At 34.9% G+C, this 13,216-nt stretch carries 7 protein-coding genes and 1 tRNA gene; 3 read left to right on the top strand and 5 right to left on the bottom strand.

Going from position 1 to position 13,216, the window contains the following annotated elements; genetic code table 11:
• Positions 1–251 precede the first annotated feature (251 nt).
• Both OXU93_RS03810 and OXU93_RS03805 read right to left on the bottom strand, forming a co-directional pair.
• Positions 252–443: a hypothetical protein gene (locus tag OXU93_RS03810; RefSeq protein ID WP_267384563.1), complete on the bottom strand. Its 192-nt coding sequence runs from the start codon at positions 441–443 to the stop codon at positions 252–254.
• 203 nt (positions 444–646) lie between these two features.
• Positions 647–2,203: a DUF4912 domain-containing protein gene (locus OXU93_RS03805; protein ID WP_267384562.1), complete on the bottom strand. Its 1,557-nt coding sequence runs from the start codon at positions 2,201–2,203 to the stop codon at positions 647–649.
• An 801-nt stretch (positions 2,204–3,004) separates the two neighbouring features.
• On the opposite strand from OXU93_RS03805, the gene OXU93_RS03800 reads away from it, so the two are divergent.
• Positions 3,005–5,059: a DICT sensory domain-containing protein gene (locus OXU93_RS03800; protein ID WP_267384782.1), complete on the top strand. Its 2,055-nt coding sequence runs from the start codon at positions 3,005–3,007 to the stop codon at positions 5,057–5,059.
• An 890-nt stretch (positions 5,060–5,949) separates the two neighbouring features.
• Here the strand turns inward: OXU93_RS03800 and OXU93_RS03795 are convergent.
• Positions 5,950–7,152 (bottom strand): HhoA/HhoB/HtrA family serine endopeptidase, encoded by a 1,203-nt coding sequence (locus OXU93_RS03795; RefSeq protein WP_267384561.1) that lies wholly within the window; start codon positions 7,150–7,152, stop codon positions 5,950–5,952.
• Between the two features lie 208 nt (positions 7,153–7,360).
• Here OXU93_RS03795 and OXU93_RS03790 point away from each other — a divergent pair.
• Positions 7,361–7,442: transfer RNA gene (locus OXU93_RS03790), tRNA-Leu, on the top strand.
• 5 nt (positions 7,443–7,447) lie between these two features.
• Here OXU93_RS03790 and thrB read toward each other — a convergent pair.
• Positions 7,448–8,362 carry a homoserine kinase gene (gene thrB, locus OXU93_RS03785; RefSeq protein WP_267384560.1) on the bottom strand — a complete coding sequence of 305 codons (915 nt, stop codon included), beginning with the start codon at positions 8,360–8,362 and terminating at the stop codon, positions 7,448–7,450.
• A 218-nt stretch (positions 8,363–8,580) separates the two neighbouring features.
• Between thrB and OXU93_RS03780 the strand changes: the two genes are divergently transcribed.
• On the top strand, positions 8,581–10,524 hold the full coding sequence (locus tag OXU93_RS03780; protein WP_267384558.1) for a transglycosylase domain-containing protein: 1,944 nt from the start codon (positions 8,581–8,583) through the stop codon (positions 10,522–10,524).
• A gap of 78 nt (positions 10,525–10,602) precedes the next feature.
• On the opposite strand, the gene sbcD is transcribed toward OXU93_RS03780, so the two are convergent.
• Positions 10,603–11,877, bottom strand: coding sequence for an exonuclease subunit SbcD (gene sbcD, locus OXU93_RS03775; RefSeq protein ID WP_267384557.1), 1,275 nt, complete (start codon positions 11,875–11,877; stop codon positions 10,603–10,605).
• Positions 11,878–13,216: the final 1,339 nt, after the last annotated feature.

The following is a 13,216-nucleotide window of genomic DNA, read 5'->3' as shown; positions in this document are numbered from 1 at the left end:
ATTATTTGAGATTATTAATTTAAGGTTTATGCAAACTTCCTGAGATTTGAGCCAGACAAAATTACCCCCTACTAGAAAATACTTTAGATATTGTATTTAGTAACTTGATTAAAATATAACACCATAACTAAATTAAATATGATAGACGTGTTAAATAACAGACTTTTGCTAGAGTAGAAAATGAATTATCATATATTATATTTGTCATATTCAAAAGCAATATGTAGTTGTGTCCTAATTTTTCGGATGTCTCAATGAGTTTGAATTAGATAACTTAAACAATTCCCCATTAGAAAATACACTACCAGCATTGCCACAGCGGACATAGCTACTAAAATTCCTGCAAGCATTAAAGAGAATTCTTGTTGGTCAACTGCCTCTTGCATCAAGTGAAGTGACCAGGCAACTAAAGCCACATCAAATACTAAAATTGGAATCGACATTTCTTAAAAAAAATTAATATTGTCTCCATCTTAATATAGAATTTTGAGTAGATAGTCTTCTTTTAAAGAAATTCTTAGTTTCTTTATTATTCAATAATAGGCCCCTGATAAACTTACCAGGAGCAGTCAAGTTGGCTAACTTGTAAGAATATAGACAAATAGACAAATAAACAAAGTGATTAATTATCGTCTCGGACTATTGACTAAATTGAAAACCAATCCAAGACGGACTTTTCCCTTGTGTTAGTAATATTTTCTGGGGTTTCACGATTAAACTTCATCTGAATAGAACGGGTTTGTTTTCCATCAACAGCTACAGCCATTATAGGGTAGTCAATCAAACCGTCTTGGAAAGACATTTGAAAGCGGAAAGTCCCATCAGGATTTAGTTCAATAGGTCGGCCTCCAATGGTAACAGTGGCATCAGGTTCAGTAGCCCCATAAACAATCAACTCAGCATCAGCCACTAACCAAAACTTACGAGGATTTTCAGACGATGCAGAAACAGAAACTCCTAATCCTACACCAGACATGTTAGAAGGATTCAGTCCGGAAGCAGAGGGAACTGCCCACGTTCCGATGCCAGGGGGAAAGACATAAGAACTAACTACTTCTTGATGAACATAGGAGTTAACCTCCGATCCTGCGACGTGTTGTATAGAACCGAACACGTAATCTTCTATGCACTTATCTTCTACTCTTTTTGCTGTATTAAAAGTTTTGTTCACTCCTTTTGTTGTATCAAAAGTTTTGTTCACTCCTTTTGTTGTATCAAAAGTTTTGTTCACTCCTTTTGTTGTATCAAAAGTTTTGTTCACTCCTTTTTTTGTATCAAAAGTTTTGTTCACTCCTTTTGCTGTGTCAAAAGTTTCGTTATAGACAAGGCTGTTACCTAGTGTCATTTTAGGGTGAGCAGGAGACACCAAATTGTAAACCATCTTGTCTTGGAGTTCTTGATTGGAATTGACGGTAACAAATATGTCTTCTACCCAATCAGAAGGGTAAATAGGGGGGATATGAACAGACGCTGAACGAGCGAGAATTAACCAGCGTCCATCGAAGCAACGATAACCAATATCGAGAACATAATCACGATCACTTACCGGAATCGATAAGTACCATTCCCGTGTTAATTCATCACAGAGGTATTCTTGGACACTATGGGGACTTTGAGAATTAAGATCAATATCAGTTACATCGTAAAGACGTAAAGCTAACTGCTGTCCTCCCTGGCGACGTAATTCTTCTTTAGAACTGTTGGGGGCATCCCAGTATGCATAAGCCCATTGTGGATCACGGGGCAAAATGACAATACGGCTTTCTCCATAACCGTCAGGTAAATCACTAAGTTCGTCATCTACAGATGATAATGGATCACTAAGTTCGTCATCTACAGGTGACAATAGATCACTAAGTTCGTTATCCACAGATGATAATGGATCACCAAGTTCGTCATCTGCAGGTGATAATGGATCACTAAGTTCGTTATCCACAGATGATAAAATTCTTTCTACAATGTTATCTTGACCTATTTCAAATTTAGATGCTTCCATTCTTTGTTTCTCCTTAACAAGTGTTGGATTTATTATTGTTTTTTTTATTTTTGGTTGTTGAACAGTTTGTTCTTGAAGTTGTTGTTTTAGGGCAGATAATAGTTGTGCTTTGCGCATTCTGCCATAACGAGGAATATTATATTTACTAGCTGCTCTACGTAGCTGTCTAAAGGTCATCTTCTCTAACAGTAGTTGCTCTTGTGCCATGAGATATATTCTCCTATAATTTGGACTATATATAGTTCTTAGTAAAGTCTGAAGAATTATATGTAAATAACGGTTGACTCATAAAATTCATACTATAGGGGTCGTTTGTTCAATTTCATGTAACAAAACACTAGGGGAAATAGTCAAGGGGTAAGATCGTTAATTTGCAAGGTCATTGACGAATTTATCAGGCTTTGGGAAGTTATTCTGTCAGTTTTTCTTGATATTTATGATCACTACTGATGAATTATCTGATTTCACATAAAAAATTAAAAAATAATGACAACTTTTTTAAAATTTCAATATTAAAGTCATGAAAGTATCAATTCAACAAGTATTATCGTCTCGAAAAAATTTTAAGAAGATTTAGCTATTTTGAGAGTGTGTTAAAAGCAAAAGTGTGCAGAAAAAGTTCTTGGAGTAGAAAGATAGAAAGCCATACTGGAATTTGTATTTAATTGAAGAGTAATTATATATCTTCTAGGCTAAATGAAAAATCCTCCTAAATTAGGACTACTCATAGATTTAACAACGAGAATATTTTAATTCTCTTTAAAAGAATAGTCTCTAAATAAAGCTTAAGGACAAAATAATTGATCTAGGTTATGGACATAGAGTTCAGTGAATCCTAGTGATATGATTGTTAGCCACTATAGTAATCCAGTTACAATGAGGGGTAACTGTAAATATAGACTTCCTGTTTATAGTTTAATACCATTCTTTAAAGCCCTTTAATTGCAATATAAAGGCGATAAGGGCAGTATGACATCGATTTTGCCAGGAGATATCAAAAAGACATCGATGAGCAACTCAATATCAGTTTTAACAGAACTGTTGCAAATTTTTCCCTATTGGCGACCTCAAATGTATTTCAAGGCTTCCTTGACAGCTTTATCTCATGCTATAGAAGATCAAATCTTAGCCGGCTCAGGTTATCCTCTAGTTATTGCTAGTTTTCAAAAAGAACGATTTTATCGGCAAGAAGCCCAACGGTATCGGCGAATTGCTCAAAAAACAAATCAGGTTTATGTATTGACTGTCCCTGAAATTGACTTTAAAAATAGTTCTGAGCTTTATGAAAAGATCGCCTTTGAATCAACTGATAGTTTGGTTCAAGAATGGAATTTAATCGTTATTGCTCAGGATTATGCAAGCTGTTTAGTGTGTCAAGAACGTATTGGAATAAATCATAATGATACTTATAATAATGTTGATTCAGCTATGGATAATAGCCGACGTTTTGACGGAATTTGGACATTTGATCGTCAAGTTAGTCAACATGCTGCAGACACTTTATTACGGCGTATTCTTACCTATAGACCAGAGTTAAAAACAAAAATCAAGCAAGCTCGTCAGGAGTATTTACCAGTAACCATCTTGAAACAAAGAGAGGAAAATCTTAAGCAAAAAGAGATTAATAATTCGACATGGGATTGTCCTGATAGATACCCTGAGCCCTTTGTACAACGTCTAGTTAGCTATCTACAAGCTGGTCAATATGAACTACTCAAGGCCAACCGTTCTCTAGCTTCTAAAGAACATAAAGAACGTCTGATTAACTCGGTTACAAGTGCTATTCGACGTTCACTGGATCCTGAAGAAATTCTACACTTAGCTGTTCAGAAACTAGGGGAAGGTTTGGGGGGTTGTCGTTGTCTTGTCTACCGTTGTCAAGAAACTGATTCTACAGTAACAATTCAACATGAATTTTTAAGTGCTGGTATTACTTCCCTTAAAGGAAAAACTTGGCCTTTACACAATAATCCCTTATTTCAAGAAGTAATAGAGTTACGTGACGCTTTGATGGTTGAGGATGCAAATAATGATCCACGAATTTTCAATAAAATAAAGTCTAATTCGGATTTAAAATCTCTTCAAAACCTTATCATTAAGTGTTCAATTTCATCTTGGTTACTAGTTCCTATTCTTTATAGAGGAAGACTATTAGGAATGTTAGAGTTACATCACTGTGGACCGAATCCTGCGGACTGGAGAGATGAAGATGTGGCTTTGGTTAATGCAATTACTACTCAAATTGGTGTTGCTCTAATTCAAGCAGAAGCTTATGCTAATCTACAAGACCTTAATAAACAACTTGAAGCTCTTGATCACACCCGTTCTAATTTAGTAGCTATTACTGGACACGAATTACGTACTCCTTTATCTACTATTCAAATTTGTTTAGAAAGCTTAGCTACAGAGCCTGATATGTCCCCCGAATTGCGTCAAGTAATGCTCAATACCGCCTTACAAGATACTGAACGCATGTGCAAGCTAGTCCAAGATTTTCTGACTCTTTCCCAATTAGAAAGTGGACGAGTGAAATGGCATACTGAACCCTTAAATTTAGCTGAATGTGTTGAACTATCTCTAAGTAATGTTAGGTCCCGTAACCGAAATAGCAATTTACCTAATATTAAAAATTTAGTAACTTCTGAACTTCCCTTAATTCAAGTAGATGGGGAATGGCTAGTGGAATTGTTAGCTAAATTACTCGACAATGCTTGTAAATTTACCAGTTCTAAAGGAAACGTGACCATCGAAGTCAATAGCACAGATTCTAATAGTTTAGAAGTTACTGTAGCCGATACGGGGAGAGGGATCGAGCCCAATTGTTTAGAAACAGTCTTTGATCGATTTTATCAAGAAGAAGGGGCATTACGACGTAGTACAGGAGGAACTGGATTAGGTTTAGCTATTTGCCGCCAGATTGTCCAAGGATGGGGTGGCAAAATTTGGGCAGAATCAGAGGGGAAAGATCTTGGAAGTCAATTTCATTTTACGGTTCCTATTTTTCTCAAAACCACTCCTTGCAAAACAAATAAAAAAACTTCATCAACTAAGACAAGTAAATAAAAAAATAATAGTAATCATCTGGGTTAAATTAAAGACTTTGAAAAATTTTTTGAAAAATTTAAAGTTCTTGACTGCAAACTCAATATCTTGGAGGCTTTTGAACTGCTGAATTTAATCTGATTTATATCCACTTTATAAACCACTACAATATGTTTAGTTTATTGATTGATTTAAAGTATAAGTTATATGAAAAGATAAGCAGAGGATTCAGCAGTATTTATTGAGAGCTGTACTGTAAATATAAACCCCAGTCTAAATCTTAAAAATGTATTTTTTTCTTCGAATTACCTTACTAAAAATTTGAATTGGTAAAAACATTTCTATAGTGATTACTCCTCATAGTTTATTAAATTAGACTCCTAATAAATTTTTTATATCAAAACTTGTTATCAATCTTATAGTAACACTAATTTTTAAAGATTTAGTACTAATTATTTATAGACTAATATACGTTAAAAAATATTTTTAAAGCTTTGTGGATAATACTTTTAACTAGTTATATTTATTAATATAAAATTTAATGTTATTGGAAATAATATATAAAATATTCAAGTAGTCAGTATTTATTTTTGAAGCGATTAATGAATAATAAAGTGTACTTATCTAATTAATCTGACGAATTAACTGATTGCTTATACTTATTTACTCTAATTACTCCTTTGGAATTTAAAGTTAAGAAATGAGTAAGTATCATATTATACTTACCTATTAAGTGATTGTCGTTGTTTAATTATTAGTGTTTGTTATCTACGATAATTGTAAATCTAACTATATTTTGCTTAAATATCAAATCTAAATACCATAAGGTGGACTAGGCAAGTATAAACAATAAACTGGAATATTTTAAATTACCACAATCCACCATTAAATAATAGTGAAAATATTGAATATTAATTATTGATGGGGAAAGATTCTGGGTATACGACTAAAGTTTCAGGATGAGGGTTTCCTTGACGAATTACCTCTATGTTAAGAATTTTTCCGATAGAACTTAACTCGACTTGTTCCTGGACATCTGTCGCAGTTTCTACTGATTGACCTCCAACTTTTAAAATGATATCTCCAGGCTGAAAACCTGCATCAGCAGCGGGAGAATTACTCACTACACGAACTACTAAAATTCCTTTAGTTTCAGTAACTTCGAAATCCAATTTATTCTCTTGATTAAGTTCTTTTTGTAACTCTTTATCTAAAGTAACCATATGGATACCTAAATAAGGATGATCAGCTTTCCCTTTAACAAACAATTGTTGGGCTACCCGTTGGGCTGTTTCAATGGGAATAGCAAACCCTAATCCTTGAGCATCTGCACGAATTGCTGTATTAATCCCCACTACTTCCCCATGAGAGTTAAGAAGAGGACCTCCTGAGTTTCCTGGGTTAATGGCTGCGTCAGTTTGAATAAATCTTAATCGCTTATCGGGAACTCCAACTTCCGAACTTGAACGCCCCAAAGCACTTATAATTCCTACTGTCACAGTATTATCTAATCCCAAGGGATTTCCAATAGCGATTGCCCATTCTCCAGGTTGTAAATTCTCAGCCGTTCCCAATTTAACTGTTGGCAGATCCGTAGCTCCAATTTTTATTACAGCCAGATCAGTCATCTTATCAATTCCTAATACTTGTCCCCGATAGATTTGACCATTTTTCAAAGTCACTTTAACTTGTTTTGTTCCATCAACTACGTGGGCGTTTGTCAATAGTTGTCCATTTTCGCTAAGAATAAATCCTGAGCCCGTTCCCCGTTCAATATGTTCCTTTGGAATCGGAATCTCCTTTCCAAAAAAACGACGAAATAAAGGATTCTCAAAAGAGTCTGGAATACTACTGGATACTGATCTAGCCGAGTCAATACGAACTACTGCTGGTCCGACTTTTTGGGCAGCTTTAGCAATAAAATTAAGATTATTTAATCCCGAAGATCTAGAGGGAAAATATAAAGGGGTTAGGTTTTTGGGAACCACTGGAGAGCTTTGAACCGTCTGGGTGCTCAAAGGTTGATTTGTGTAATGACTTCTCCACAATCCGAGACTGCCACCTACAGTAAGGAATGCAACATAGACACATAATTGTTTGATGGAAATGCTCATGATTCTTTGGTTTGAGATAAATACAAGGTCCCCTGTGTAAAGATTATGACAGGGTTCTTTGATAGAGGGTCAACCTTAGCCTCTTCTTTTAACATTTTCTTGATTTTTCTTCTTTTCCCTGATAACTAATTAGAAGATTTGAGAAATGGTTTAAGATGCTCTTGTATTTTAGCCCTTGATCATGATAGTATATATAAGCTATCATTATGCGGATGTGGTGGAATCGGTAGACACGCACGCTTGAGGGGCGTGTGGCTTTAGCCATGCGAGTTCAAGTCTCGCCATCCGCATTGTCTTAGATAATAACCCTAGTACCATCTAGATCGATCGATAGTGGTTGCGCTTTGGACTTAATCCCTATACGCATCCATGCATCAGTCATAGCGGAGGATACTCTATCGGCGTAATCAGCGGAAGTTAGGGCAATGACTGTAGGTCCTGCTCCACTAATAACAACCCCGTAAGCTCCCACAGATAGAGCTGCTGTCTTTACAGAATTAAAGCCTTTGATCAAGGTTTGACGATAAGGTTGATGGAGTTTATCATTCAACGCCATCGTTAACCAGTCTTGATTTCCTGTCTCCAATGCTTTAATCAATAATCCCAGATGGGCAATATTAAAGATGGCATCATCGCGGTTTAAATGGGCAGGTAAAACAGCTCTTGCCTCCTTAGTAGATAGTTCAAAATCCGGAATAGCTACTACAGGAATTAAATCAGGATGCCAAGCAATAGGACAAATTTGCCAATTTTCTGCTTTCCCTACGGATAATTGACAATTTCCTAGTAAAGCAGGAACCACATTATCAGGATGACCTTCAATAGTGATTGCTAATTTCATAATCTCGGATAAAGAAAGAGGTTCACCAGCTAGCTGATTTCCTCCCATTAAACCACCAATGATAGCCGTGGCCGAACTCCCCAACCCTCTAGCTAAAGGAACCCCTAATTCAATGTTGATAGCAATCTTAGGAGGTGTTTGTCCCAGATATTGATAGAATTTAAGGAAAGATTTATAAACTAAATTGGTGTGATCACAAGTCACTCTTGAGGCTTCCTTCCCCGTTATAGTAATAACCAAATCAGAGGTCTCCGTCTCAATAGGACTAAACTTAAAGCAATTATATTGGTTGACAGCAGCTCCGATACAATCGAACCCTGGTCCCAAATTAGCTGTCGTTGCCGGAACTGAAATTGTCACAGTGGACATGATTAAACCCCCCATTAAAAAAACTTGCTTGACATGGTAGAAAATTTTGTATGCAGACACAATACTAGGAATTTATTTCGGGTATAGGGCATAATAAATGAGACTAGGGGATTGAATCTCGGCCAAATTCCTATAAGCCACTTATAAAAAACCTTGTTTATGCCAGGTCTCCCGCTAATATCATAAACTTATACTCGGAGTGAGGAAGTAAAACTATCGTGTCGTCTAGCACTATTCGACAACAAACCAATCCAAACAGGCCCCCCTCGCCTAAAGCCTCCTTTAGGCAAGGGGTGATAAAGGTGGCTGGAGGGACTGTCCTCAGCCTCTCTTTATTGACTAGTTCTATAGTTGCAGGAGGGCTTGTTGGACTTGCTATTAGCTTTCGTAACCTCCCAGACGTTCGGAGTCTAAATAATTATGCCCCACCAGAAACCACTTATATCTACGATATCAAAGGACGGCTCCTGTCAAGACTTCACGAGGAAGCTAACCGAGAAGTGATCACCCTGGACTATATGTCTCCTGAATTAAAAAGAGCTGTATTAGCGATTGAAGATAGTCACTTTTATTATCACCACGGAATTAACCTTACAAGTATTGCTCGTGCACTTTGGGTGAACTATAAAAGTGGTGGTGTAGTAGAAGGAGCATCTACCATCACTATGCAGTTAGTCAAAAATATCTTTTTGTCAACAGACAGGACCTTTAACCGCAAACTTTCTGAGGCAGTTCTTTCTCTTCGGGTAGAACAGGTTTTTGACAAGGATAAAATTCTAGAAATGTATCTCAATAACATCTATTGGGGTCACAATAACTATGGGGCGCAAACTGCAGCCGAAAGTTATTTTAATAAACCAGCATCTGAGTTAAACTTAGCTGAATCAGCTTTGATGGCTGGACTTATTCAAGCTCCAGAGACCTACAGCCCTTTCGTTAACTACTCCAAGTCCAAACAAAGACAAGCAATGGTGTTAGACAGAATGCGGGATCTAGGATGGATTTCTGCTCAAAAAGCTGAAGCCGCTAAAAAAGAACCTTTAGGAATAGGTAAGCCCACGGCATGGCAGAACAGCAAACTGCCCTACGTGACTGACACTGTTATGGAAGAGTTGGAAGATAAATTCGGACAGGAAGTTACATTAAAAGGGGGGATGCGAATTCAAACTAGCGTTGACTATTATCTTCAGCTTAAAGCTAAAGAGAGTGTGGAAAAGGGTTATCGTAACCTACGGCAATGGGGAATTTCTGCCAAAGATCTACAGGTTGCTTTAGTTGCCGTTGATCCTCGTACTCATTTTATTAAAGCGATTGTGGGAGGAGTTGATTACAACAAAAGTCAATTAAATCGTGCTACACAGTCTCGCCGCCAACCTGGGTCTTCTTTTAAACCATTTGTCTACTATACTGCCTTTGCTAGTGGTAAATTTACTCCCGACTCCATTGTCAATGATAATCCTGTAAGTTTCCGTGATGGAAAAAATACTTATAGCCCTAAAAACTATGGAGGGAATTATAAGGGACCTATGCCAATTAGAACAGCCTTGATACAATCGCGTAACGTTCCAGCAGTAATTATAGGGAGTAAGGTTGGAGTCAGTAAAGTTATTGAAATCTGTCGTCGTATAGGTATTAAAAGTCCGTTACAAGCAGTGACTTCTCTTCCCTTAGGGGCTGGAGATGTCACTCCCTTAGAAATGGCAGGAGCCTATGCCACCTTTGCTAATAATGGTTGGTACTCTAAGCCCACGGCTATTGTTCGAATTACAGATAGTCTCGGTAATGTTTTATTAGACAACACTCCAAAACCCCAATTAGTTCTAGATCCCTGGGCGACGGCTAACTTAACGGCAGTTTTACAGGGAGTTATTACAAGTGGAACAGGAAGAGCCGCTAAGATTGATCGTCCTGCCGCAGGTAAAACAGGAACTACAGATTCAGAACGTAATGTTTGGTTTGTAGGCTATGTTCCTCAACTGGCTACAGCAGTTTGGGTAGGAGATGATGCTAACCGTACTTTAGGGCGAGGAGTAACAGGAGGTGGTAATGCCGCTCCTATTTGGCGAGACTTTATGAAACAAGCAATGGCTAATGAACCAATAAAACACTTCTCCACCACTTCTAAATTTCCCCGTCCTAAAGTACAAAAAAAGGGGAATTGAGCCTTTTGATACTTATTGAGCTTAGTATTTATGACTAGTTAGATATCAATTAAATTACCGTTAACTGAATTTAAATACCTATTGTTCACTCAATGGTAAAATTGTCTGTTTGACTGATAAACCTAAATTGGGATCGTCATTATTTAATAAAGGTTCAGCTGCTTCTAACATATCTTTAACGATATCTTTGAGATCTTCTTTATTATCTAGATAAGCTTGTAGAGCAGATATGGGATCTAGCGTGTTTCCTGCTCCTAATTCTGGTAAACGAGAACGGGATAGTTGACTTATTAATTCTGGTCTAATGGTATAACTATGAGACTCTTTTAATGCTTCATAAATCTCTCTTGTATTAATTAATTCTAATTGTTCAGAACGAAGTTTATAAATTAATCGTACTACTGAATCTTTTATAGTTTTTTTTCGAATAGCTTTAATTATGGCCAGTTGAGGATCAGATTCTTCGGAAACATTAAGATTGATAGAATAAAAATTACGACTAGGGAGAGGGATAAATTGCCAATCAACTTGTTCTTTAGTTACTTTTAAAAGTATATAACCTTTGTTCTCTTTTTCTTCACTAAAATCCACCCGTTCAATACTACCTGAATAGATTACTGGAGGATCATTAGTAGGATTTAAATTTTGATGTTTATGGACATGGCCAAGAGCAACATAATCAAATTCAGGACGAATCAATAAAGACATAGGAATGGTAAATCCTTTGCCAACAGCGAGAAACTTTTCTGCTCCAACATTAGCGCGATCTGCCATTAGATGACCCAATAAAATAGTCGGAAATTTTGAATCAAGTTTACGAATTTCTCCTTCCAAAGCTAAAGTCAAACTCTCAATTAATAAACGCTGAATTTCTTCAAAAGATAAGCCATCAGTTTTGCGACGAGTCACCAGAGTAGAATGGGTTAGCCAAGGTAGAGTTATTACCTGAATTGTTCCATTTTTAGTCAATATTTTACTTGTTTTAAGACTATCCCCTACAATAAAACCTGGAACCTCTAATGTTCGATAAATACAAAGACTTGCACCTCCATCGCCTTGAGAATGTTGATCATGATTTCCGACTAATAATACTGTAGGAATATCTGCATCAGCCAGACGATGAAATTGAAAGGCAAAAGCTTCTTGAACATAAGGAGGAGGAGTAGCATTGGGAAATGCATCTCCTCCAAATAGCACAAGATCAACTTTTTCTTCTAATGCTCGATCAATACATAGACTTAATGTTTGTATAAAATCTTCAAAACGGGTATTTAAACCTGTTTTAGGGTTGAGATGTCCATAGGTAAGTCCACTACCAAGGTGAATGTCAGATAAGTGAATAATTTTTATCATATCTACCTAATTTTTATTTAGATAATATTAGTTTTTTTAAAATTATTATTAGATAATATTAATCATATCATAAAAAATCAATTAATTAATTGTAAACAAATAGCCATCAATTATCGTTAAATTAACGTTATTTACTTAAGTATTCTTACTAGAAGTTATATTGTTATTGTTTACATTCTTAATAATTTATTGTAAAGTCTGTAGAGATAGTAATTGATTTAATATGTCGAATATCTATAATTTTTATATTTTAAGGATAAAAATGCCCCCTGATTAATACTTTTGTCAAGAAGTTAGTTTTTTATAGCACCTATTTTTTCTTGATTGCTTGCAATTAGATACTGTTAATCTTAGACTTTATTTTTCTAAGTACTTTGTATAATATTTATTCAATAATTTAAAAAATATTTACTTTTAATTGTCATTGTTGAGGTTAAAGCTTTTATTTAAATATATTTTATTCTATATTAAATTAGTTCAATATTTCTATATTTTTTAAAAAATTAATCTAAGCTATTTATTATTTATTATTCTGTTTTTATATGTCATTCTTACTTTCATTTCTAGAATAGATAAAATTTTTAGTTATTATTTCACTTTAAGAGTTACTATTGTTTAATTATAACTGTTGTTTAATTATAGAAGTTTAATTTTTAAATATACTGGTATCAATCAATACTTATTTAGCATTTATCTGACAATTAAATTTATAAAATATAAAGATATTTAAAATCACAACAACCTGTTGATATTTATAATCATAACTAGGAATAGAATGTTTAAACCTTGATAGTGATAGTCAAGCTTAATATATTAAATGATAACATTTTTTAGTTTAGCTAACATATCAATATTATAGAAACTTTTTTCCCAATTAGGTGGTTATAAAATTACCAAAAAATCTGATATTTAATTATTGATTTATAGCGATAATTACAATAACTAGTTATTGATATAAGAATCTAATTACTCTACAAAAATATAATATAATCCCTTTTTAAAGAAACTATATTATCGCAGCTAGTACACTAATAGATAGTTTTTTGACAAAAAAGACTGATTTCTACTAGGAAAAATAATTGATACTAATAATTTAAATATTTGAGCTATATCAAAAAGTAATTTACATAGCTAATAGCTTCAGTTGTTCAACTAAATATCAACCTAGTTTAATAAATAAAGTATAACTATTTAAATTATTAGTATCACCCTTAATAATCTGTCTTTGCTTAATTAATTACAAGGATAATCTTTTCCATAATCTCTTATTATACATTATCTTTCTTATTGAATCTTCATTAGAATTTTATGTTAAGATGTCAACCACTATAGACTCTGG

The sequence above is a fragment of the Cyanobacterium sp. uoEpiScrs1 genome (assembly GCF_947331815.1).
Taxonomy (GTDB): Bacteria; Cyanobacteriota; Cyanobacteriia; order Cyanobacteriales; family Microcystaceae; genus Rippkaea.
The sequence above is the reverse complement of the archived record's forward strand: the minus strand, read 5'-3'. Positions and strand labels throughout refer to the sequence as shown.